Raw genomic sequence first — 26592 nt, 5'->3', positions numbered from 1 at the left:
ATTTACAATTAATGTACGGGTATTTTTATCATGATGATAGCCCGGTAAGAAAACAAACCGCTTAACAGGTAGTGATTTTTTGATGTTGAGATGTAGCTGTTTTGTTTCAGTTAGTAGTCTTCTCTGTAACAAAAAGCCTGCATCTTAAAATAAAAAAATCCATCATATAAAATTGTTCAACACCGGTTCGCAGTACAGCAGGCGATACTTTTCCCATAATAATTTACTTCATTATTATCAACGTATAGCCGTTCCCGTCAAGTGTACATAGAAAATGAATGAAAATAAATAGCTTGAATTAAATATTTTATTATCTTGGACTCCCATTTAGATAGTATTCCTATCGTTTTATCTCATCAGTATTTCAACCGGATTCCTAATAAATCAATTTATCTTTTTCTTTACTATATCCTCCTTAAACCACAAATTGTCATGGACCCATTCCTTTGTACTATTCTTCTGTGGCCTGCGAACTACCCACCACGCGGCAGGCTGTTTTGTGCCGGTCAATTTTGCCCATTGCTCAGCATACAGCCTTATTTGCTTTGCTAGGCAGATGCCTGCACACCCGCATGTCCGCAGTTTGGCAGGAGCGTATGTCCCTTTCCGTTAGCCCGTTTATGGTGGAAAATGATCTGATCCCTAATGCTTCTTTGATTGAAAATATGTAGAGTGCCGCCACCTGGGGTGCAGATCTTGATACACCAGCCAATATTGAATTTGCAGGAAGATATACCCATACACCACAGGCGGTAACCAATTTTGTAATCAGCCGCGAAGATAATATTACCGGGGCTGATCTCATATTAACGTCAGGATCGGCCATGGCCGTTTCACGATGGAAGAACCCATATCTCTGTGTATAAGCATTTAAGAAAATTGTTAATCTGATAGTATGCAAAAATTTTACTTTAGTAAGAAAAAAATAATTGGATGGGTCGTTTTATGCTTGGCAATGGGCACCGTTGCACAGGCACAAACGGTTACCTATACCGCGAATTCGACGAATACACCTTTTTTAAATTTCCCACAGACATTGCAATCCGATGATGTTTGTATAGGCGATTTTGATGGAGATGGAAGGGATGATGTGTTGTACCAGACCAATGGAGATGGTTCACCTTATGGTTATGCAAAATCAATCGGAGGTGGTTCTTTCACGTGGATGCCTATATCGGCTTCTCCTTTTGCAGGTGTAGAAGCACAGCTGCCGGCTAACCTTGGCAATGGTAGTGAGGTGCATATTGCCGATTTTGATTCGGATGGTGATATGGATGTATGGTTTGCCCTGCAAAACCAGCCGGGCATCTATCTGCAAAATAACGGAGGCACTTTCTCATTGGGGAATGCGGCCGTTTTCCCGGTGCCTGATTTCCTGAACAGGATTGGGGTCGCCGATTTTGACAATGATGGTTTTCCGGATATTTTCTGTGAAAAATCTCTCGGCGTTTTTGGATACTATAAAAATAACAGAACAAAAGGAACCGCTTTCTTTATAGAAATACCGATTGCTGCGTCTCCTTTTGGTGGCCTGTCAATATCAGGTTTAAGCACCGGCTTTTTCCTGGCAGACTATGACAATGACGGTGATATTGACATATGGATGCCTGCTATAAATGCGCCCGGTTCCCTTTTGGTGAATTACGGAAATGTTTTTGTAGCAGAGAATGCCACGGGTTTTCCATCCTTGACAGATACAAGAAATGCTGTGGTGGCCGATTTTGACAGTGATGGACTCCCGGATGTATTATACCAGACAAGCGTAGGATTCCCAAATTATCATTTCGCGAAGAATCTGGGCGGGTTTTATCTTCAGGTAAGCCCTTTGGTTTTATCTCCTTTTGCCACAATAGCCGGGCCTAACCAATTTCCTGATTATAATAATTTTCAGCTGGGTGATTTTGATGGTGATACGGATATAGATCTCTGGTATCCACGGAATAACACCTACGGATATTATTATTCACAGAATGGGGCGCCACCCCGTATTATTAATACAGTCCCGGCAAACAATGCCACGAACGTGTCTGCACTCAGCAATATAGAAATCACTCTCAGCGAGCCGGTTGTTAAAAGTACGGGGAAGATCACTATTATGAACATCGCCACACTGGCAGTGCAGGAAATAGATATGCTAGATGTATCTGTATTACCAGGAGGCATGACATGCGCTATCCGGTTACCGTCGCCTTTACCAACAGGTAGCTATGCCGTTCAGATTCTTCCCGGTACTTTTAAAGATCTTTCCAATGTCAGTTTTATGGGCATCTCTGATATTACCTCTTTCACTTTTACTGCTATCGGGGCAAATACTCCACCCGTTGCTTTAAGAGACACGGTTATTGTAACAGGTCCTCCCCAAAACGGAAATGTATTGACCAATGATTCTGATGCAGAAGGGGATGCATTGACCGCTTCGCTTGTTACCGCCCCGGTAAACGGCACCGTGGTGCTGAATGCGGACGGCAGCTTTACTTATACAATGAACACTCCAGACGCCAATTCACCTCAAACAGATAGTTTGATCTACCAGGTTTGTGATAATGGTAGACCGAGTACCTGTGATACCAGTACCTTAACCCTTATGCTGATGGTGAATAATCCGCCAAGTGTTACCGCACCAGCTAGTATTGTGGTAACGGAAGACACTGCATCAGCGGTCACCGGTATTTCATTCTTTGACCAGGACGCAGGTACTGATCCGGTTACCGTTACGTTGACCGTGCCGGAAGGTACGCTCACGGCAACGGCTACACCCCAGGTAACCGTAAGTGGCTCCGGTACAGGCGCCCTCACACTCACAGGTGCAATAGATGAAATCAACAGTTTCATAACCGACAGCAGTGTTTTATACCTACCTTTGCCAAATGCCACCAATACGGTTCCATTAGCGATAATGATCAACGATAATGGCCACACCGGCGGCCCGGCGGAGACAGCGAGCGATAGCTCCAATCTGGTGATCACTGCCGTGAATGATGCCCCCACTATAACAGCACCTGCCAGTATCAGTGCCATTGAAGATGCATCGGTAACCATCAGCGGTATTTCTTTCAGCGATGTAGATGCAGGGAACAATCCCGTTACAGTTACTTTTTCCGCTGCTACGGGAACACTCACGGCAACGGCTACACCGCAGGTCACTATAACCGGCTCCGGAACCAATACCATTACGTTGACGGGCGCTATTACAGATCTCAATAGTTTTATTACAGCCAACAGTGTAAGATATTTACCCGTACCAAATGCTAACGGAACGGTAGTATTAAATACCCTTATTAATGATAACGGGCATACGGGTGGACCGGCAGCTACAGCAACTACCAGCACCAACCTGCTGTTTGCCGCTATCAATGATAGTCCCACCGTCACCGCACCACCCACTATAGCGGTTGTGGAAGATGGTCCACAGCCATTCAAAATATATCTTTTAATGATGTAGATGCAGGAACCAGCCCGGTTACTGCTACCTTCATCGTGGCCGCCGGTACACTCACGGCAACGGCTACACCGCAAATAACGGCAAGTGGCAGTGGTACCAGCCATCTTATCCTAACCGGTCCCATTGCAGATATGAATACATTTATTACTGCCGGCAATCTGATGTATTTGCCGGTAGCAGATACCAGCGGCACCCTGCCGTTGAATGTGCTGCTCAACGACAACGGCGGTCCTGCAAACGATACGCCTAAGACGGCCACAGCCTCCATTGCGCTTGTGGTAAGCCCGGTAAATGATGCCCCTGCGATCGGTAACATACCGGCTCAATCCACCGGACAGGATGTACCGTTACATTTTAATACGGCAAATAGTAACCTGATAAGTATCAGTGATGTGGATGCCGGCACGGGTACCATCAGCATTACCCTGACAGCAACAAACGGTAAGATCACATTAATTACAACTGCTAACCTGACCTTCGTCTCCGGATCCGGCACACTGGATCGATCCGTAACCGTCAGGGGTAAACTGGCAGATATAAATACCGCTTTAGCGGATTTTGTCTTTACCCCGGATCCTAATTTTGCAGGAGCGGCCACACTGAAGATAGCTGTAAACGACCAGGGAAATACACCTGCACCTCCTATGTCGGATGATCTGACAATCCCTGTTACCGTTAGCGCATCGTCGCCACTGATTACAAATGTATCGGCGACTTCCGCAAATGGTGCTTACGGTATCGGAAAAGTGATTCCTGTTACGGTTACTTTCGACCAGCCCGTTGTTGTGAATACAACAGGTGGTACGCCCGCATTGTTACTGGAAACAGGCGCCACAGACAGAACAGCTGTTTATAGTTCAGGATCAAATACAAATACCATCACCTTCTCTTATACCGTACAGGCGGGCGATGTAGCCGCCGATCTGGACTATGTAAATACCGGTTCGCTTACTTTGAATGGCGGTACTATTCAGAGTACCTGGGTGAAAGATGCAACGGTTACCTTGCCCGCTGCCGGCAGCGCCAAGGCCCTTGCAGGCAACAAAGATCTCGTGATTGATGGCGTGGTACCAGTTATTACCAAAGTAACGGTCCCTGCTAATAAAACATACAAGGCTAATGAAAACCTTGAATTCAACGTACTGTTCAGCGAATCGGTGGATGTAACCGATGTACCGTTTATTCCGGTGACCATTGGCGCTACGGTTGTATCGGCCAGCTACCAGGCCGGTACCGGAAGTAATACCCTTACTTTCCGCTATACCGTGAAAGATGGTGAGCTGGATACAGATGGTATTGCATTGGCAGCTTCGTTGAATCTTAATGGCGGCACTATCCGCGATGCGGTTGAAAATGATGCAGTACCTGCGCTGGTAGATGTTGCTCCAACATCCGCTGTGCTGGTAGATGCAGTGGCGCCGGTAGTAACAAGTGTTGCCGTACCAGCCGATGGTGTGCACAAAGCTGGTGATCAACTGGATTATACGGTCAGCCTTAACGAAAATGTAGATGTGGATGCAACCGGTGGTGATCCTTCAATAACCCTGGTAGTAGGCAGTACCACCCGTACTTTGAATTATGTATCCGGTACCGGTACTACAGTCCTGCTTTTCCGCTACACCGTACAATCCGGCGACCTGGATGCGGATGGTGTACAATGTGGCGCCGCAATGGTATTGAATGGCAGCACTATTAAGGATGCAGCCGGCAATCCTGCAACACTCACCCTGAATAACGTGGGCGCACAAACGAATATAAAAGTGGATGCTGTTTTGCCGGTAGTTACAGCAGGTCAGGTGTTCACCATTGCGGAGAACAGCCCGGTGGCAACAGTAGCAGGCACAGTAGCCGCTACGGATGCCGGCGCTGTATTGCCATTGCAGCAGTATACCATCACCACCAATGTAAATCCGGACGGAGATGCAGATCCTGCCTTTAGTATTAATCCGGTAACGGGAGCACTCACCGTGAATGATGCCGGAGATCTGAACTACGAAGCCAATCCATCTTTTGATATATCCGTTACCGTGAGTGACGGGGTAAATACGTCCGCTGTCCAGACCGTACACATCACCCTGACGAACGTACCCGAAGCACCTACGGATATCACTTTGAGCAATAATGCTGTCTTTGAAAATAATGCGGTGAATGCAGTGATAGGCGCTTTGTCTGCGACCTCCGTTGAACCCGGGGAAGCAATTACTTATACGTTGGCAGCCGGCGCAGGCAGTACTGACAACACCGCCTTCAACATAGCTGGCAGTAATCTCAGGGCGACGCAGGCTTTCAACTTTGAAACACAGACTACTTATAATATCCGCATACGTGCCACTGCACCGGCAGGTGAATTTTTTGAAAAAGCGTTTGTGATCACAGTCCGGGATGTAAATGAAGCACCTACTATTAACGCCATTGCAGATCAATCTTTCTGTGTTGTTACAACCACGCAGACGATAGCCCTGTCGGGCATTACAGCTGGTCCTGAAACGGCGCAAACAACTACCGTTACCGCAACCTCCGATAACGCCGCACTCTTTACAACGCTGACAGCAGACGACGAGGGGGTGCAGTTCCGTTTTGCAGCAGGTGCAACCGGTACCGCCAATATCACGGTAACTGTAAAAGATGGTGGCGGCACTGACAATGGCGGGGTAAATCAAAGCAGCCAGACATTTAAGCTCGCTGTCACCTCCGTTGCCGAACCAACCATTACCAGCAATATGGGAACAAAAGTATCGAAAGGACTTCCCGTAGAATTAACAGCAGCTGGCGGTGTGACATACGCCTGGGATAATGCACCGGATATCGTCAGCGGGCAAAACAGTGCCACCGTGGTGATCCGTCCGCAAGCAAATGCCACCTACCGCGTTACCGCTTCCAATGCCGCAGGATGCACTGCTACAGGGCAGATAGACATTGAAGTGATAGATGATTATAAAGTGGATGGTGTGAACCTGATTACGCCAAACGGAGATGGTATCAACGACCGGTTTATCATTAAGAATATCGATAGCTATCCCAATAATGAAGTGAAGATCTTTGACCGTTCCGGCCGTATGATCTATACCAAACGTGGTTATCAAAACGAATGGGGTGGAACGTTAAATGGTACAGCCCTGGAAGAAGGAACCTATTATTATATACTGGACTTCGGCACAGGACTCCCTAAGGTAAAGGGTTTCATTACAATCATTCGCGACAAATAATTATAATGATCTTGCAAATAATTAAAACGATGAAAAGTTATATCGTAGCCGGAATCGGATGTTTGATGTTCAGCATCACGATACAGCAGGCCGGTGCCCAATCCCTGGGTAATACCAGTACACTGGTAGACCCACCAGCAACACAGTATTTTCAGAATCAGTATATAGGTAATCCATCTTTTGCAGGAATAGATTCAGGGCTGTACATCAATGGCGCTTATCGCAGGCAGTTGAAGAACGATCCCGGCGTACCCGTAACGATGTCATTTACGGCGGATTACCTTGTGGGTAACAGGGTAGGAGCCGGCTTAAATGTATACCGGGATGTAGCCGGCCTGATTTCCAGGACCCGTGTATCGCTGACCTATGCCTACCACATGCCATTATCGCAAACGGGGCAGCAGCAACTTCATTTCGGTTTGTCTGCCGGGCTTCGCAACGACCGCCTGGATATAAAAAATATCAATGGAGATATAAATGATCCTTCCATTGGTATGTATAACCGGAGAGATAATTATTTTGATGGTGATTTTGGGATGGCTTATACGGATGGCCATCTTAATCTGCAGGCAGCCTTACCGAATGTGGTGGGATATTTCAGTAAAGAAAACCGGGAGATTGCCAACAGCGCCACCTTTTATGCGGCTGCCAGTTACAGGTTTTACATCGGCAATGAGTTCACTTCTATTGAACCGAAAGCCTGTTTCAGAGGCGTGCGTGGATACGATAATATATTTGATTTCGGCGCAAATGTAGTATTCCTGGATAATTGGGTAAACCTCTTCGGACTCTATCATACTTCTAAAAACTATACGTTAGGTGCCGGATTTAATTTTCGCTCCGCAGTGGGTGTACAGCTGATCTATACTTCACAGACAGCAGGCTTGCGGAGTTACCTGGATAATAATTTCACACTGGCGCTAACGATCAATTTATTCAACTAGTAACCGGTTTAATATAGTTACAAAGGGCCGGCCTGCGATGCAGACCGGCCCTTTTAAAATCTCACTGATACCCCGATCAGAATTTAAAAGTCACGTTAGCGGAAAGACGTCTGGGCAGCTGTTTTTCTACGGTTGTCCATCCACCATAATATACTTTGTCAGCAATATTGTCAAGTTTTAATGCCAGGCGGTATGCTTTTACCTGGTAGAAGATACTGGCATTTAAAACGGTATAGGCAGGCAAGGTGAAGACACCTGTTCTGAGATCGTTGGTGATCATATTATCACTGGCATAGTTGCCGCCAAATCCGGCGCCTAAGCCATGTAATGCACCGCTGTTGGCTGTATAGCTGATCCACCAGTTCACCAGGTGCTCAGGGCCTGCTGTAGTAGGTCTGCGGTTGATGACATTAATATCTGATTCCACCATTTTACTGTCGTTGTAACCATAACCGGCTACAACATTCAAGCCTGGTAACGGGTTGGCAACGAGATCTATTTCCACGCCTTTACTTCTCTGTGAGCCGTCCTGGATGGTGTAGTTATAAGTCTGACCGTCTTTTACAATAGAGGCCGCACGTGTCATATCTTTTACAAGGATGTTATAATAGCTGGCGCTGAGGCTCAACCTGTTTTTGAATGCATCCAGTTTCACGCCTCCTTCAAGCTGGTTGGCCTGCTGAGGTTTGAAGGTGCCTTCCAGTTCAGGGAGTGGTTGTGTTACGGGTGGTGTGTTACGGAATCCATTCATGTAGTTGGCAAAGAGACTCACTTTATTTTTTACTACCTGGTATACCAGCCCGAATTTCGGAGACACGGACACCTGGTTATAGTCGCCGCTGGTTTTGCGGGTCAGGTAGTTGATGGTTCCCTTGTTATCAAAATAATCGATCCGCACACTGGCCATCGCTATCAATTCATCAGTGATATTTAATACATCTGAAATATAAGCACTGTAGGTATAATTGCTGACCGCATTTTTAGTTTGACCGGCAGTTGTTTGCGCCAGTTTAGCATCAAGAGCGGGCCTGTTCAACTCTGCATACCGGGGATCCTGTGTGTTAACGGCATTCACCATATCAAAAAGGAGGTAGGGTGAATTGTCGTTACTGGTTTTGATACTGAGGAAGTCCAGCCCGGCAACAACGCGGTTACGCAACTGTCCTATTTTAAAATCACCGATGAAGTTCTGTTGTATATCTGTAGCGGTGGTAGTAGAATTCTGATGATAGGCAAAGCGGCTCAACAAAGTGTCATTCGGCTTTTGTACGGTAGCATCGCCCTGATCCAGGAACATCACGTAGGAATAATATCCGTTACTGTTACGTACACCCCTGGAAACATTGGTTTGTGACACCCATTTATCAGACAGTTTGTAGGTAGCCTGACCGGAGAGGTTCATCGTGGGTGTTTTGTAAGCAATATCATTGGCTGTAAAAGAGCGGTTAAAGTCGATGCCCAGTTCTTCCGGTGTTCTGGCAATCAGCTGGCGGCTGCGGTTCAGAAAAACCATCAGTGCATTGGTGCTTTCACCATTATAAAATTCCGTATTTATCAGGAAAGACAGGCGGTCATTTACTTTGTAAGACAGGCTGGGAGCCAGGAAGAACGATTTTTTAAAACCGGCATCCTGAAAGCTGCCTTCATAATGATAGGCGGCATTGGTACGCAGCACAACAGATTTATCTTCATTCAGCGGGGTATTAAGATCAGCAGTGATACGGTTCAGACCAAATCCGCCACCGGTATAACTGATTTCTCCACCAAAAACGTCATATGGTTTTTTGGTCACGATGTTGATGAGTCCGCCGAAAGAAATCAGGCTGCTACCAAACAAGGTACCGGAAGGGCCTTTAATAGTTTCGATACGCTCAATATCTGCGGGGTCAATGCCGCCGTTGGATATTCCTGCAATACCATTCACCATAGAAGGTTGTACGCTGAAACCACGCATGGAGAAGTAGCCGGCGCCATCGTTAGGGCGGCCGGTAGATGACCACAACCTGGAAACACCTGGCGCATTTTTGAGTGCATCATCAAAGCTGGTCACTACCTGTTCTTTCATCAGCTCTTTACCTACTACGTTATATACCTGGGGGTTTTCCAGGTTCTTAATAGGTAAGCGGGCGATGTAGTCGCTTTCTTTGTTGGCCAGTTTATTCTTTCCACCGGTAATCGTTACTTCTGCCAATTGTGTTTTTGATAGCTGTAAGTGCAGCTTTACAGTAGTGGCCTGGTTGGCGGTTACCATCACGGTTTCTTCTGTAGATTCATAACCAATGAGAGATACCAGCAGCGTATATTGCCCCGGTTCCACACGGCGGAAAGTAAAGTCTCCTTTAGCATCTGTTACTGTACCTCTGCTGTTGCGTTTAATCTGTACGCTTACATAAGCGGCGGCTTCTCCTTCACTGGTGGTGATGTTTCCTTTAATGCTGCCGGTATTGGTCTGAGCCATGATGCCGGATGTAACAGATAATAATATTAAAATGAATATTGATACTTTTTTCGTCATCTTTTTGGTTTGATCTACTTTGTGTGACACAGATTGCTTCCCGCCGGAGATATATTATTGCGGGATATTCACGGCGCAAAGTTGCACCGGGATTAAAAAAATATATAGTCGGATCAGGAAAAGTTTTTACGCATTCGGGAAAATCGGCTGCCACGTTAATTTCCCGGCATTGATGGCCATTTTAGATTTTTAATTCAGATTGATGGCATTTTCATAGTTTTGCTCCCTGGATAAGTTTATATTAATCAGATAGATGTCAGCCTATTCTTTATACTCAGACAGTGAACTGCTCGATTTCGTAAAATCAGGCGACAAGGCTGCATTCGATGAGGTGTACCAGCGGCATTGGAATGTGCTTTTTAAATCTGCTTACTATTTGTTGCAGGACAAGGCGGCCAGTATGGACATTGTGCAGGATGTATTCGTGTGGCTGTGGGAACACCGGGATCACCTGGTGCTCACCACGCTCAGGGGCTATCTCATCATGGCTGTACGTTATAAGGTGGCTAATTATGTCCGCAACAGCAAAGTGCGCACTGCTTTTATAGCAGCACAGCAACTGCAGGAAATCACCGACACCAGTGAAGAGTGGATCTTGGAACTAAAAGAACTGAAAGCTATCATTGCTCATTTTACAGAAGCATTACCATCCCGTTGTAAGGAAGTGTTTTACCTCAGCAGGCAGGAGCATTTATCTAACCGGGAAATCGCCCACCGGTTGGGAATTTCAGAGAAAACCGTAGAAAACCAGCTTACCACCGCGCTGAAAAAATTGCGGGTGAGACTGGGCAGCATGTCCGTCCTAATGTGATTTCTCCACGTATTATTTACTTATTTGGTTATTTACTCATTTTTTTTTGCTGCGGTATAGGGGATGTGTTCCTTTGAAGTGCCCTGCTGGTATAAGACCCAAAATGGAACAGGAAGCATTACAGCAATTATTGGAGAAAATAAGCGACGGTACAGCCACTGACCGGGAAATAGCCATATACAACAACTACTGCATCGCAGCCGAAAAAGCTGCCATAGCGGCTGGTACGGTCTTACCGGATGAAGAAAGCGTGGAAAAGCAAATGCACGACAACATCCGTCGCCGTATTGCCGGGAAGCAACAACCGTTCCTGATCAGGTATTGGTACCTGAGCGCCGCTGCACTCACGGGTATTATCATTACCTGCTTTTCACTTTACAAACCTGCCACCCATAAGTTTATGGCAGCAGCAAAGCATGTGGCACACGACATCCCTGCCGGTGGCGACAAGGCCGTTCTTACCCTGTCCAATGGACAACAGATTTCTCTCAGCGATGCCGCTTCCGGGGATATTGCCCGGCAGACCGGCCTCCGGATTTATAAAACAGCCACAGGTGAAATTGTATATGAAGCTACCGGCGGCACCAATAAAGCTGATACGGGTTTCAATAAAATAGCCACTCCCCGCGGAGGGCAATACCGCATTGTATTACAGGACGGCAGCAAGGTTTGGCTCAATGCCGCTTCCTCCCTCAGTTACCCGGCCACCTTTGCAGCAGGGGAGCGTAAAGTGCAACTCGACGGGGAAGCCTATTTTGAAATTGCAAAAGATGCCAACAGACCTTTCAAAGTGAGCACCACCACGCAAACCGTGGAAGTACTGGGTACACATTTTAATATAAATGCATATAATGATAATGCGCAGGAGCGCACTACACTACTGGAAGGCAGCGTAAGCATCACCACCGCAGCCGCTGCACGAAGCCTGCTGCAACCAGGTGAACAATGCAGCATCAACAACCAAACCGGCGCCCAGCAAAAAAGCAAGGCCAATGCGGAAGAAACGATAGCCTGGAAAAACGGCTACTTCGTTTTTAATGACACATACCTTTCAGAGGTCATGTTACAACTGTCCCGCTGGTACGATGTCCGGGTAGATCCGGCTACCATTCCAAAGATCAGGTATAACGGGATCATACCCCGGAATGAGCCACTGTCAAAGGTATTAGAGATGCTCGAATTTACCGGTGGCCTGAAATTCTATATTGATGAAAGAACAATAAAAGTAAAATAGCAAACCAAAAAACAAGGAGGGATCTTATAATTTTTTTAAATCAACCAAAAAATAACCGGTTATGCGTCAACATAACCGGTCGTAAAACAAGGTAAAAAACAGTTACCAAACGCGTTATTCAGTAAACTAATCTTTTCACCTAATCAAGCAAATGTATGCATTTCAGAAATCCATACAAGGGAGAGTTTTGCCCGGTCAACAGCAAAACTCCCGGGAATCCTCGTCTAATTAAATTAATGAATGTCATGAAACTGACTTTCCTTTTACTGACTGTTGCATGCCTCCAGGTATCAGCAACAGCATTTTCTCAGCAAATCACGATGAAGCTTGAACAGGCTTCACTGAAGAAGGTATTTGCGGAGATCAAAAGGCAGACAGGTTACGATGTGTTGTTCAGTACAGAATTGCTGGAGAAAGCATCTCCCGTAACCATTCACGTAAAAGATGCTTCCATCCAGGAAGTATTGGCAACTGTACTCAATAAACAACCATTGACCTACAGGATTGAAAATAGGCTTATTCTTATTGGCAGCAAACCGATACCGGCTGCCAGTGAACCAGCGCTGGTAAAACTGCCCGTAAAAGGAAAAGTAACCGACAGCAAAGGCTTGCCTGTACCCGGTGTAAGTATCCTCGAAAAAGGAACCTCCAATGGTACCATCACCAATGACCAGGGAGAATTTTCACTCAACGTACAAAGCGATGCATCGATATTGATCATCCGTTCTATCGGGTATGTACAACAGGAAATAAAAGCCGGTTCGCAGGAAATAAAAGTAGTATTACAGGAAGACCTCTCCGCCATGAGTGAAGTGGTGGTAGTAGGGTATGGCTCCCAAAGAAAGGCTAATCTGACCGGTGCTGTCAGCTCCGTAAAAATGGATGAAGTATTAGGCGACAGACCTGTTAGCTCCGCATCACAAGCCCTGCAGGGTGCTGTTCCTGGCTTACAGGTAACTTTCGGATCTGGTCAGCCAGGTACGTCTACAGCACTCAATATCCGCGGATTTACTTCTATCAACGGAGGCGCTCCGCTGGTACTGGTAGACAATGTGCCGATGGATATTGATGATGTAAATCCAAAAGATATTGATAATGTAACGGTTCTGAAAGATGCAGCTGCAGCCTCTATTTATGGCGCCAGGGCTGCTTTTGGCGTAATTCTCATTACCACAAAAAAAGGAAAAAAGAATCAGCCCATCAAATTCAACTATTCCACTAACCTTACTTCCAGCACACCCATTTCATTACCGCAGAAAGCAACACCTATAGAACTGGTAAGCGCCCTGAAAGACTTCGGTACTACTTCGTACTGGACAGGACAGAATGTAGATACCTGGCTGGGCCTACTGAAAGAATACAACCAGGATCATAGCAAATATCCGAATGGTAGCACCACCGTAAACGGTTTGATGTATCCGTTGGCAGAAACGGATCTGTATGGCGACCTTTTCACCCGCGGATTTGAACAGCTGCATAATTTCTCTTTCGGCGGTGGTTCAGAGAAAACAACCTTCCGCGTATCAGGTGGTTATACTGGTGAAGATGGCATCCTGGTGACCAACAAAGATAAATACACCCGCTATAATCTGAATACCTATGTGAGCACTGAACTGACTAAAAACCTGAATGCGAGTGTAAATCTCTTTTATAAAAACAGTAACCGCACTACACCCGCCAATTACAGCGGCTTGTTTTATAATGCTATCACCTACAGCTCTTACATGCCAACCGGCTTTGGTACAGCTCCCAATGGAGATGTACTGCCTTACAACACACCCAATAATGTGGTGAAAACAGAGCCCATAAATACTACCTTCGGAGATGACCTGCGTTTGTTTGGTAAGCTGGAATATAATCCGCTCAACGGTTTTAAAGTAACCGCCGAGTATACGTTTAATAAGAGCAACAGCGATGATCGCAAAATTCAGGATAAAAATGAATATATCAACGCTGCTACCTACGACAGGCAATTCCTGAACAACAACACCCGCTACACCCGCGCCAATAATCAAACTACTTATCAGGCGCTGAATGTGTACGCCAACTATACCAAAGAGCTGGGCAATCACCACCTCAACTTCCTGGTGGGGACCAACCAGGAACTCAGTAAACAGGAAAGCTTTACGATCAACAGGCTGGACATGCTCAGTTCCCAGGTACCGTCGCTTTCAACCAGCACCGGCACCATCGATGGCGATGACAGCTTCGGGGAATATGCTATTTCCGGATACTTTGGCCGTATCAACTACGACTATAAAAATAAATACCTGCTGGAAGTAAATGGCAGGTTTGATGGATCAAGCAGGTTTCCTGCTACACAGCGGTTTGGTTTCTTCCCTTCTGTATCTGCCGGCTGGAATGTAAGTGAGGAATCATTTATGAAGCCACTTGCAGATGTAATACCGCAGTTTAAATTGAGGGGCTCTTTCGGTGAAATAGGGAACCAGGTCGTTAATAATACGGATGGTACACCCAATTACTATCCATATGTACCGGGGCTGGCTACCTACAATGCAGCCTGGACGGACCCTGCCACCAATCTCAAATATTTATCCCTGCATATGCCCGCACTGGTAAGCTCCAGCTTTACCTGGGAAACCGTGCGTACACTAAACTTTGGTACAGATATCAGTTTGCTGAGAGGCCGGCTCAATACCAGCTTCGACTGGTTCCAGCGTAGCACGTTGAATATGTTGGCGCCCGGTGCTGACTTGCCCGCTATTCTTGGCGCTGCTGCACCATTGCAGAATGTGGCCGATCTGCAATCAAAAGGATGGGAATGGGAAATGTCGTGGAAAGATAAAATTAAAGAAGTCAGTTATTCAATTGGTTTCAATTTGTCTGACAGCCGCGCCTATATTACCCGCTATAATAATCCCGCAGGATTGCTCACCATCAATGCCAGCGGTCAATTGGATAACTATTACGTAGGAGAGGAAATCGGAGAGATCTGGGGATATGTTACCAAAGGATATTTTACGATAGATGATTTTGAAAAAGGTACCCTGAATGCCAACCTGCAAAAAGGTACGTTGCTGTCTGGCGTAGCCGGTAGCAAAGGCGTGCAGCAGAATCCCGGTGATGTGCGCTATGAGGACCTTAATGGCGACGGCGTGATTTTTACAGGCAACAATACCCTGGCTAATTCCGGTGACCGTAAAGTGATTGGCAATGCCCGCCGCAGGTTCCAGTTCGGGGTATTTGGGAACGCCTCTTATAAAAATTTCGATTTCTCCTTTTTCTTACAGGGAGTTGGTAAAAGAGATATGTGGTTGAGCGATCAGCTCTACTGGCCTTATCTGAACCAATTTGGTACACTTTATAAACACAACCTCAATTACTGGACGCCGGAAAATCCGGATGGTTTCTATCCGAGAAGTTATCCCGATGCAGCAGGTAATACCACCAGCAGCAGGAATGTGCAAACAAAATATATGTCTGACGGCGCTTACCTGCGTGTGAAAAATATTACACTGGGATATGCTGTACCCAAACATTTGCTGAAACGCATCTTCATTGATAATATCCGTGTATTCGTTTCCGGTGAAAATCTCTTCACCTTCGATCACCTGCCGGCCGGAATGGACCCCGAAGCTGATATTGTGAGCGATGGCGGTATTTACCCGTTTATGAAGAAATATAGTTTTGGTGTTAATGTAAACTTCTAACCAGCAAAACAAGGAACATGACCAGTTTAAAAAATATACTTATCATAGTTACTGCCGCACTGCTGATGCAGGGATGCAGCAACAAACTCGATCTGCAGCCGAAAGACCAGCTCACAGAGAAAACTACTTTTACCAAATACGATAATATCAAAGCATATGCCTGGCAGTTTTACGAAGTGTTCCCCGGCTATGATCCTGCAAATGTGGACAAGGAATTCAATGGTGACCTGTTTCTCAATGCCAACCCCAACGGCGAGGCCGACTGGATTTGGCAACGGATAGTGATTCCTTCCAGCTCAGCTGATTACACAGACCCTTATGCAAAAATCAGGGCAGTGAATATTATGCTCGACAACCTTAGCAATGCGGCGATCTCCGATGCAGATAAAGACCACTGGCGCAGTGTGGGGTACTTCTTCCGTGCATATAGTTATGCTAACCTGGTCAATAAATACGGTGATATCACCTGGGTGGAAAACGCCCTCACAGACAGTGATGTGGATGCCCTCTATGCCAAAAGAACACCCAGGGCAGAAGTAACACAGAAAATACTGGAACAGTTGCAATGGGCAGAACAACATATCAAACCGGATGGCGACGGACCCAATACGATCGATGTAAATGTAGTACGCGCGATGATCGTCAGGTTTGGCCTGGTAGAAGGTACCTGGCGCAAATACCATAACCTGGGTGATCCTCAACCTTACCTTCGTGCAAGTGCAGATGCTGCCGCCAAGCTGATAGCGGATTTTCCGGCACTGCATCCTAACTATGATGAAGAATTCAACAGCGAATCACTGGCTAATATTCCGGGTATCCTGTTGTACAAACAATATGAGCAAACACAGGTATCACATGTACTTGCATCCAGGGCCAGGAACTCCGCCGGCAGATGGGACCTCACCAAAAGGGCGGCCGATATGTACCTGATGACAGATGGACAAACCCGCTGGACAAGTACTTTGTTTGCCGGTGATAAATCTCCCTACACAGAATTCAGGAACCGCGATAAACGTTTATACTATACCGTACCTCCGCCGTTTAAAGTACTGGTAAACCATCCCAGCATGGAATGGCAGCCAACCGGTAATGCAGCAGACCAGGAATATTTTTCCATCATGGCAGCTATTTCAGGCCCCAAAAATAAAACGTTGCCAACCCTCAACTGGCAGGGGCTGGTGGTGCGGCAGGAACCTCATTTTGTGGATGATAACAATGGACAACCATTCAACGTCACTTATACCGGTTACCGCTTTTATAAATTCAGCAACAAGATCCAGTATATTCAGAACCTGGATGTGAATGATGCACCCATCTTCCGCATGGCGGAAGTGCTGGTAAACTATGCAGAAGCCAAATATGAACTGGGTGAATTTGATCAGGGCATTGCAGACCAGACCATCAATAAGCTGCGTGCACGCGGCGGCGTGGCCGCTTTGCAGATAGCTGCCATCCCCAATGATCCTACCCGCGATCCAACTGTAACGCCTATACTCTGGGAAATCCGCAGGGAGCGCGCAATAGAATTAATGGGTGAGTCTTTCCGCTTCGATGATCTCCGTCGCTGGAAAAAAATGGAGTATGCCCTTCAACGTAAAATGGGTAGATGGATCAAAAAAGGAACAGACGTATCTGCCAACAGTATAATTCCTATTGAAAATGGCGCAACAGAAGGTTATATTGCCTACGAAAAAGTGCCACCTTCACCATTCCCGGACTATTATTATTTGTATCCGATCCCGTCTAATCAAACGGTATTGAATCCGAATCTGACACAGAACCCGCAATGGAAATAAGCAACATTAAACCGAATGTAATGATTATGAAAAAGATTACACTTCTTGCGCTGACAGGTATGCTGCTCGCAGCTACCGCCCTGAAAGCGCAGGATCGTCCGAACATTGTTTTTATCCTGGCTGATGACCTGGGTTACGGCGACCTGGGTGCATATGGACAAACAAAGATCAAAACGCCTAACATCGACCGGCTTGCAAAACAAGGCATGTGCTTCACCCAGTTCTATGCAGGTACTACTGTGTGTGCGCCTTCCCGTTCATCCCTGCTTACAGGACAACATACAGGGCATACTTTTGTGCGCGGTAACAAGGAAATAGAACCCGAAGGACAGGAGCCACTGGCAGACACGGTGCAGAGCTACGCGAAGCTGCTGCAACAGGCCGGCTATACCACCGGCGCGTTCGGCAAGTGGGGACTGGGCATGGTAGGTACTACCGGCGCCCCTGATAAAAAAGGCTTTGATGTTTTCTTCGGTTATAATTGCCAGCGGCAATCGCACCGTTATTATCCCACACATCTCTGGAGTAATAATGAAAAAGTGGAGCTGACCGGCAACCACCTCACACAGCAAAAGATCTATGCACCTGCACTGATCCAGGAAAAAACACTGGCTTTCATCCAGGACAACAAAGACAAACCCTTCTTCCTGTTTGCGCCTACCACATTGCCGCATGCAGAATTACAGGGACCCGATGATGAATATTATAAACAATATGAAAACAGCTTTGAAGAACGTCCTTATAAAGGCAATGATTACGGCCCCAATGCCAAAGTAGCAGGTTATGCTTCCGTAGCAAAACCACACGCTACCTACGCCGCCATGGTAAGCCGCATGGATGCTTATGTAGGACAGATTCTCGACAAGTTGGATGCACTGGGGCTCACGGAAAAAACCATCGTTATTTTCAGCAGTGATAATGGCGCGCATAAGGAAGGTGGCGCTGACCCGGTATTCTTCAACAGTTCCGCTGGTTTGCGTGGTTACAAGCGTGATCTCTATGAAGGCGGTATTAAAACTCCCTTCATCGTGAAGTGGCCCGGCAAAGTAAAGGAAGGCAGTAAAAGCAACTTTACCGGCGCCTTCTGGGACCTCATGCCTACATTCACTGACATCACCGGAGCGCCCAAACCAAAGTATACCGATGGGATTTCTTTTCTGCCTACTTTACTGGGCAAAAGAAAACAGGCTCAACATACTTACCTGTACTGGGAATTCCACGAAGATGGCGGAAGACAGGCTTTGCGTATGGGTAAATGGAAAGCTGTACGGCTGAATGTGCAAGACAGCAATGCGCCATTGGAACTGTACAACCTTGATACAGATCCCGGTGAACAAAACAATGTTGCTGCCTCGCATGCCGCCATCGTAAAAAAGATGAGTGGCTATATAAAAGCAGCACATATTGAAAGCGATGTATTTCCTTTGTTAGGGAAGGGTAGTGCGCAATAAAACGAATGAAACCGGTACTATAAAACAAAAAGCCCTGCGACCTTCGCAGGGCTTTTTGTTTTATAGTACTTCACTGCAGGTACAGCACTTTGTTTTTATCCCGGTCGCACAATATTTTCATCTTTCTATAAATATTTTGCTACTTTTCTAGGAAGATATACTTAATACATGATAAATTTAAATCTCAAGGCGAAAGCAGCTAACACTTATGATGCTATTGTTGTAGGCTCTGGTATCAGCGGTGGCTGGGCTGCCAAAGAACTGTGCGAGAAGGGACTTAAAGTATTGATGCTGGAACGCGGCAAACAGCTGGAGCATATTAAGGATTATGTAAACGCTACAGAGGCCCCTTGGGAAATACCACTTCGCGGTAAACTTACCCCCACCAATAAAGAAGAGCATCCTTATCTCAGACGGGAAGGTATTTACAACGGATTCAATCAAAGCTACTGGATGAAAGATGTGGATAGTCCATATACAGAGCAGAAACGCTTTGATTGGGCGCGTGCAGACATTGTCGGTGGCCGTTCGATTATGTGGGGACGCGGGTCGCTACGGCTCAGCGATATGGATTTCGAAGCTAATGCAAAAGAAGGTATCGGCATCGACTGGCCGATCCGGTATAAAGATATTGCACCCTGGTATGATCATGTGGAAGCCTTTGCAGGTATCAGCGGACAGGCAGAAGGATTGCCACATTTACCGGATGGCATCTTCCAACCGCCGATGGAAATGAATTGTTTCGAAAAACAGGTGAAAGGCAGAATAGAAGGCACTTTCCCCGGGCGTAAGATGACTATCTTCCGCACGGCCAATCTCACACAACCTATCGGCGACAGAGGCAAATGCCAGTACCGGGATCGCTGTAGCCGGGGATGCCCTTTCGGCGCCTACTTCAGCACACAATCATCTACACTGCCGGCAGCCGTAAAAACCGGCAACCTTACCCTGCGGCCCGACTCCATTGTAAATTCAATAATTTATGATGAAAGTAAAAGTAAGGCCACCGGTGTCAGGGTGATCGACAAACATACCAAAGAAGTAACCGAATATTATGCACGCATTATATTCCTGAACGCTTCTACACTGGGCAGTACTTTTCTCCTGCTCAACTCCACCTCCGATCGCTTCCCGCAGGGAATGGGCAACGACAACGGCATATTGGGGCATTACCTGATGGACCATCACTTTCATGCAGGCGCCAGTGGTACATCAGATGAATTCCAGGATAAATATTATTATGGGCAGCGTCCTGCCGGATTCTATATTCCACGTTTCAGAAACCTGGGAACAGATAAACGATCATACCTCAGAGGCTTCGGTTATACGGGCTACAGCAGTCGTAGCGGTTGGGCACGTGGCATTGCAGAGCTGGGGATAGGCGGCGCCTTTAAGGACTATCTGACAGAGCCAGGACCCTGGCAAATGGGATTGATGGGCTTTGGTGAATGCCTGCCTTATCATGAAAACCAGGTAAGCCTGGATCATAGTATACAGGATGCATGGGGGCAACCCGTTCTTCATTTTAACTGTGAGTTTAAAGAGAATGAATTACAGATGCGCAAAGATATGGACCAGGACGCAGTAGCCATGCTGGAAGCCGCCGGATTAAAAAATGTAAAACCCTTTAACCGGAATTCCTATCCGGGAATGGCTATACATGAAATGGGGACAGCACGCATGGGTAAAGATCCACGCACTTCCATCCTCAATGAATGGAACCAGGTGCATACGGCAAAGAATGTATTTGTAACCGATGGCGCCTGTATGACTTCCTCTGCTTGTCAAAACCCGTCCCTGACCTATATGGCACTCACGGCAAGGGCAGCAGATCATGCGGTGAAAGAACTGAAGCGGCAGGAGTTATAAGTGGGCTTAGATAAGGACGAAGCATTGTACCGTTAACGCCTATACGATTTTTCGGAATAGTCGTTAAGCCCCGCTACTACGGCAGCTTCGCCACTTCTATGCTCTCTACCCATTTTACATGTCTTGGACCGGTAATTTTATCATTGCTGCATATCATTACAAAACGTCCATCTTTCATAATGGGTTTCCCATTTTCTTCAAATAATAAAAATACATGTTCCCCGGTAGGGTTGTTGTAAATATCATTCCAGGAATAAAGGGAGGTGTAACCATCGCTTCCTTTTACGATGATGTAATATTTCCCTTTTTCTTTTGGATGACCGATAGTGATCACTGCACTGTCCAGGATACTTTTGAGTGATATCCCTTTGTAGGAATCAAATGTTTTTTTGATGTCCCCAGTTGCACCAACGATGTTGAGATGATGACCTGTTACTACTTTTAGCTGGTTGATGTTATTAATATCGAGTACAAGCGGATGTGCCACCAGTCCTTTGACAACCACGGTGGTGGTTATACGCTGAGTGGTGTCCTGGTTTGTGGTGGCCCATGACGTCATGGTAAATAACAGGAGGAGTGGCATGAAGAGAATCTTGTGAATACCGGGCGCAATAGCTGGTAACCGGAAATCTGTATGGGGGAAATTCGCTGGATACATAGTACTTGTTTATAGGATAAAAATATTGCTAATAAATGTATGCGCAATATTATTTTTCATTTACATGTGGGATAATCGATGCAGCGTTCGTAAATGAACAGTGCATGTGCAATACCGATCATTTTAAATTGTTTTAGAAATCATAAATAATAGATTAACAAGGAGATATCATTCTGGTATTTTATTAGAGATAGATGGAAGTCTATCTCTAACAGGGTATCAAAATTATTTATGATAAAGAGTTACTTCAAAATGGCCTGGCGAAGTCTCGCTAAAAACAAAATCGCTGCTGTCATCAATATTGGTGGATTATCTGTAGGCCTGGCAACAAGCATCATTATCATGCTGGTAGTGATGGATGAGTTGAGTTTTGATAAGTTTAATGTCAACCTGAAGGATATCTGTATCCTGATGAAACATCATGCACTGGCCGGCGAAACGTCTACCGGCAGAACAATGCCCGGCCCGCTGGCTGCCAGTCTTCGTAGCGAAATACCCGAATTAAAATATGTGGTCCGCACCAGTCAACGCTCCAGGGAGCTGATCGGTGCAGGAGACAAAAGCCTCTATCAGAACGGCATCTATGCCGAGCCGGATTATTTCAATATGATGACCTTTCCTGCCCTGGAAGGCGACCCTGTAGCGGCATTGCGCGATCCCGGTGCGGTGGTGCTCACAGAAAGCACCGCAAAAAGATTATTCGGAACCGAAAATGCCATGGGGAAAATGTTGCTACGCAACAATGTAACCTCCCTAAAAGTAGGGGCGGTGATCCGGGATATACCGCAGAACAGTTACACCAGGTTTGATATGGTGCTTCCCTTTACACTTTATGAAAGAGAAAATAACTGGCTGAACAAATGGGATGACAACCGCATCTTTACCTGGATACAAATGAGTCCTAACGCTAATCTGGCTGTTCTGAATGAGAAATTGAAAAAGTTTTTTATAGAAAAACAGGAAGAGAAGAATATTACTTTGTTCGCGTATCCGCTGGCAGACCTTCGGCTGCATGGACGATTCAGAAACGGCCATGAAAATGGCGGCAGCATTGAAACGGTCAGAATCCTTAGTTTCATAGGATTGTTTGTACTGCTGATCGCCTGCATAAATTTTATGAACCTGGCTACTGCCCGGTCTGAACGCCGCGCCCGTGAAGTAGGCGTAAGAAAAGTGATGGGGGCATCCCGGCGCCGGCTCATTTTTCAATTCCTGAGTGAAGCCATGTTGCTTTCCCTGGTGGCAATGATTATTGGATTCCTGCTGGCCTGGATTAGTTTGCCGGCTGCTATGCAGCTTATTGGAAAAACATTTTCACCTTCTTTTTTCAATTGGCAGGTAATATTGCTGGTAGTCGGAATGGGGCTGTTTACCGGATTGGTGGCAGGAAGTTACCCTGCCTTCTTTCTCAGCAATTTTCAGCCGGTAAAGGTCTTGAAACGGCTACAGTCGGGTGGGAAAGGGGATAGCCTGCTGCGAAAAGGACTGGTAACTTTTCAGTTTATCATTTCTATTTTCCTGATCATCGTCACCATCGTTACGATAAAACAGATCCATTATGTGGAGCAACGGCCAATGGGTTATGACCAGGAAAACCTGGTTGAAATACAGGCCGATGGCGATATGCGGGATAAATTTGACATCGTCAAAAATTATTTACAGGAAATACCGGGCGTAACAAGTGTATCAGCCGGTAGTGACGACCTGGTTTCTTTTGGTTCCGGTATGAACGGACTGGAATGGCCAGGCAAAACACCGGATCAGGATTTTGGTATAACAGTGGCCAATGTACAATACAACTGGGTAAAAACGGTTGGATTCAAACTAGTGGAAGGCCGCGATTTCAGCCCTGCGTATGGTGCTGACGACTCGGCTTGCCTCATTAATCAGACAGCCGTAAAGAAAATGGGGCTCAAAGCACCAATAGTAGGGACCAGGTTGGGCGATAGAACAGTTATTGGCGTGCTACAGGATTTTGTTTTCAATAATCCTGCTTCCGCACCACAACCAATGATTGTGAACCTGCAAAAAAAGGACATGAGCCATTTTTTTGTACGCATTGTCAATAATGGAAACTGGCAGGAATGTATCGCCCGCATGGAAGAAGTGGTGAAGAAAAATAATCCCGGGTTCCCATTTGTTTTTCACTTTACCAAAGATGAATACCAGAAAAGTTTTGAGGATTTCCGGGCCGTAGGGCAAATGGCAAACGTATTTGGGGGCATGGCTATTTTTATTTCCTGTCTCGGACTGTTTGGGCTGTCCGCCTTCCTGGCAGAGCGGCGCAACAAGGAAGTAAGTATCCGGAAAGTATTTGGCGCCAGCCTTGGCAGCCTGTGGTTTTCATTGTCAAAAGATTTTCTGAAACCCGTTTTCATTGCCTTTTTATTCGCCGCTCCACTGGCTGGTTGGGTGATGCAAAAGATGTTGCTGAAAATGGATTATCATATTCAGTTGTCGTGGTGGATGTTTGTGGCAGGCGGTGTATTGGCCATTGTAGTGGCCGTACTCACGATCAGCTTTCATGGGATGAAAACGGCCCTGGCCAACCCGGTTAAATCGTTAAGGGCGGAATAAGCCAGGAGATACCCATATAACAACAATTCCGGATTCCTTATCTTTGCAGCAATATTTTAACCTTCTGCTTTTATGCAGGAGGTTTTTTTTAATCTGCCAGCGTTACAAAATTAATTGCTGAATAAAAATTTCTCCGGAAGATATGGATCTATTACAGGTATCAAAAATCAGCAAACAACTACAGGGGGCTTATATACTAAAGGATATCAACTTTACACTGAAACAATTTCAGAAAATTGCTATCGCCGGTGAAACGGGTTCCGGTAAAAGTACGCTGGTAAAGATCATCGGAGGATTAACACAAACGGATACCGGCGAAGTTTTATTTGAAAATAAAAAAGTGGAAGGCCCGCTGGAAGTATTGATACCAGGGCATCCGGGTATTGCATATCTATCCCAGCATTTTGAATTACGCAACAATTACCGGGTAGAAGAAATCCTGTCCTATGCAAATAAGCTTTCAGAGGAAGAAGCGGCAGACCTATATGCCGTATGCCGGATCAGTCATTTATTGAAACGTAAGACCGACCAGTTATCCGGGGGAGAGAAACAACGGATTGCTTTGGCGAGATTACTGATTTCTTCTCCCAGACTATTATTACTGGATGAACCCTTCTCCAACCTGGATATGATCCATAAAAATATCCTGAAATCTGTGATCAATGATATCGGCGAACGCCTGGATATCACCTGTATGCTGGTGTCGCATGATCCACAGGATATACTTCCCTGGGCGGATGATGTTTTTGTAATGAAAGATGGAGAGATCATTCAGAAAGGATCACCGCAGGAAGTTTATAGCCAGCCTGTTAATGAATACACCGCTGCTTTGCTGGGTAACTACAACCTGATCACACCGGCCAACGCGGCTGCTTTTGCCGGATTAAAAGGAGTGGAGATCAATGGAAAAAATATCTTCATCCGCCCCGAGAATTTTAAAATAACAAAAACAGCCGGGAAAGGACTGAAAGGAACGGTGAATAAGATAGATTATTTTGGCAGTTATTACGAAGTGGAAGTGTTACTGGGCACTCATCCGGTCATAGTGGATGCAGGAACATGTAATGTGGTGAAAGGTGATACCGTGTATGTTTCTTTAGCAAAGAATGGTGCCTGGTATTTTTAGCACCCTCGTTTTCGATATAAAGGTTCAAATGTATAGGATCTCCCGGAAAATATTTATTTTACCACAACACAATGAAAAACTACGTTAATAAATTACCAATATGTTTACAATAGATGCGCATCTCGATCTTAGCATGAACGCACTGGAATGGAACCGGGATCTACAGCAATCAGTAATGGCGATCCGTAACAGGGAAGCAGGTATGAATGATAAACCGGATCGTGCCAAGGGCACCGTTGCCTTCCCTGAACTGAGGAAAGGAAATATTGGTTTGGTCGTAGCTACGCAGATCGCGCGCTTTGTAGCGCCGGATAATAAATTGCCGGGATGGCATTCGCCGGAACAGGCCTGGGCGCAAACACAGGGACAGCTGGCCTGGTATAAAGCGATGGAAGATGCCGGAGAGATGGTAATGATCAAAGATAAAGCTGGTCTGGATAAACATCTTTTACTGTGGAATAATGGAACCCCCAACGATCATAAGCCTATTGGTTATATTTCAAGCCTGGAAGGCGCTGATTCCCTCGTTACGGTACAACACCTGGAACGGGCATACAATAATGGTTTGCGTGCTGTAGGACCCGCACACTACGGGCCGGGACGTTATGCCAACGGCACGGATGCAACCGGACATTTAAATGAACAAGGGCGTTTGTTACTGAAAGAAATGGAGCGGCTGAACATCATCCTCGATGCCACCCACTTATGTGATGATGCTTTCTGGGATGCCATGGATCTTTTCAACGGCCACATATGGGCCAGTCATAATAATTGCAGGGCGCTGGTGGATCATAACCGCCAGTTCAGTGACGACATGATTAAAGTGCTGATTGAAAAGGGAGCCGTAATAGGCGGCGCATTGGATGCCTGGATGATGGTGCCGGGCTGGATCCGGGGGAAATCCTTACCGGCAGAAATGAATTGCACGCTTGACAGGATGGTGGATCATATGGATCATATTTGTCAGCTGGCTGGTAACACCTTACATATAGGCATTGGTTCAGACCTCGATGGTGCTTATGGAAGAGAACAAAGTCCCGCTGATCTGGACACGATTGCCGACCTGCAAACTATACCCGGCTTATTGACAAAAAGAGGTTATACTGCTACAGATATCGAAAATATTATGCACGGAAACTGGGTACGCTTTTTAAGGAATGCCTGGAGTAAGTAAAAAAAGAAAGCCGGTGCTACGGTTGTAGTTGCTGCCGGTGAGAGATATGGGGAAGCGTTACAGTCTGCTTCCTGGTCTCATACAAACGCATAGCAAAAGCACCAGGGCCGCGCCCGAA

General features: G+C 46.1%; 14 protein-coding genes. 12 read left to right on the top strand and 2 right to left on the bottom strand.

Annotated elements, in window-relative coordinates; all coding sequences use genetic code 11:
• Positions 1–895: 895 nt before the first annotated feature.
• The 3 genes from ABQ275_RS10610 to ABQ275_RS10600 are packed head-to-tail and all read left to right on the top strand — an operon-like array spanning position 896 to position 7592.
• A complete protein-coding gene (locus ABQ275_RS10610) occupies positions 896–3442 on the top strand; it encodes an FG-GAP-like repeat-containing protein (RefSeq protein WP_349318274.1) in 2547 nt (848 codons plus the stop codon).
• Between the two features lie 35 nt (positions 3443–3477).
• Positions 3478–6648 (top strand): gliding motility-associated C-terminal domain-containing protein, encoded by a 3171-nt coding sequence (locus tag ABQ275_RS10605; RefSeq protein ID WP_349318273.1) that lies wholly within the window; start codon positions 3478–3480, stop codon positions 6646–6648.
• A 29-nt stretch (positions 6649–6677) separates the two neighbouring features.
• Entirely contained in the window at positions 6678–7592 is a 915-nt protein-coding gene (locus ABQ275_RS10600) for a PorP/SprF family type IX secretion system membrane protein (RefSeq protein ID WP_349318272.1), read from the top strand.
• A 76-nt stretch (positions 7593–7668) separates the two neighbouring features.
• Here the strand turns inward: ABQ275_RS10600 and ABQ275_RS10595 are convergent, their stop codons facing one another.
• Positions 7669–10107 carry a TonB-dependent receptor gene (locus ABQ275_RS10595; protein ID WP_349318271.1) on the bottom strand — a complete coding sequence of 813 codons (2439 nt, stop codon included), beginning with the start codon at positions 10105–10107 and terminating at the stop codon, positions 7669–7671.
• Positions 10108–10360: 253 nt separating this feature from the next.
• On the opposite strand from ABQ275_RS10595, the gene ABQ275_RS10590 reads away from it, so the two are divergent.
• The 6 genes from ABQ275_RS10590 (at position 10361) to ABQ275_RS10565 (ending at position 20939) form a co-directional block, all read left to right on the top strand.
• The gene (locus tag ABQ275_RS10590) at positions 10361–10918 is read left to right on the top strand and encodes an RNA polymerase sigma-70 factor (RefSeq protein ID WP_349318270.1); all 558 of its coding nucleotides are present in this window, start codon (positions 10361–10363) and stop codon (positions 10916–10918) included.
• 103 nt (positions 10919–11021) lie between these two features.
• A complete protein-coding gene (locus tag ABQ275_RS10585; protein ID WP_349318269.1) occupies positions 11022–12152 on the top strand; it encodes a FecR domain-containing protein in 1131 nt (376 codons plus the stop codon).
• Between the two features lie 245 nt (positions 12153–12397).
• Positions 12398–15823: a TonB-dependent receptor gene (locus ABQ275_RS10580; protein WP_349318268.1), complete on the top strand. Its 3426-nt coding sequence runs from the start codon at positions 12398–12400 to the stop codon at positions 15821–15823.
• Between the two features lie 17 nt (positions 15824–15840).
• A complete protein-coding gene (locus tag ABQ275_RS10575; RefSeq protein ID WP_349318267.1) occupies positions 15841–17619 on the top strand; it encodes a RagB/SusD family nutrient uptake outer membrane protein in 1779 nt (592 codons plus the stop codon).
• A 26-nt stretch (positions 17620–17645) separates the two neighbouring features.
• Positions 17646–19070 carry an arylsulfatase gene (locus tag ABQ275_RS10570; protein WP_349318266.1) on the top strand — a complete coding sequence of 475 codons (1425 nt, stop codon included), beginning with the start codon at positions 17646–17648 and terminating at the stop codon, positions 19068–19070.
• 168 nt (positions 19071–19238) lie between these two features.
• Positions 19239–20939, top strand: a complete 1701-nt coding sequence (locus ABQ275_RS10565) for a GMC family oxidoreductase (protein ID WP_349318265.1) — start codon at positions 19239–19241, stop codon at positions 20937–20939.
• A gap of 76 nt (positions 20940–21015) precedes the next feature.
• Here ABQ275_RS10565 and ABQ275_RS10560 read toward each other — a convergent pair whose 3' ends face one another.
• Entirely contained in the window at positions 21016–21597 is a 582-nt protein-coding gene (locus ABQ275_RS10560; protein ID WP_349318264.1) for a molybdopterin-dependent oxidoreductase, read from the bottom strand.
• Between the two features lie 231 nt (positions 21598–21828).
• On the opposite strand from ABQ275_RS10560, the gene ABQ275_RS10555 reads away from it, so the two are divergent.
• From ABQ275_RS10555 to ABQ275_RS10545, 3 genes are all read left to right on the top strand, one after another.
• Positions 21829–24174, top strand: a complete 2346-nt coding sequence (locus ABQ275_RS10555; protein WP_349318263.1) for an ABC transporter permease — start codon at positions 21829–21831, stop codon at positions 24172–24174.
• Positions 24175–24316: 142 nt separating this feature from the next.
• Positions 24317–25300, top strand: a complete 984-nt coding sequence (locus tag ABQ275_RS10550) for an ABC transporter ATP-binding protein (RefSeq protein WP_349318262.1) — start codon at positions 24317–24319, stop codon at positions 25298–25300.
• A 100-nt stretch (positions 25301–25400) separates the two neighbouring features.
• Entirely contained in the window at positions 25401–26474 is a 1074-nt protein-coding gene (locus tag ABQ275_RS10545) for a membrane dipeptidase (protein WP_349318261.1), read from the top strand.
• Positions 26475–26592 lie beyond the last annotated feature (118 nt).

This window comes from Chitinophaga sp. MM2321, assembly GCF_964033635.1.
Lineage (GTDB): Bacteria > Bacteroidota > Bacteroidia > Chitinophagales > Chitinophagaceae > Chitinophaga.
This window is presented reverse-complemented; position numbering and strand designations above follow the sequence as displayed.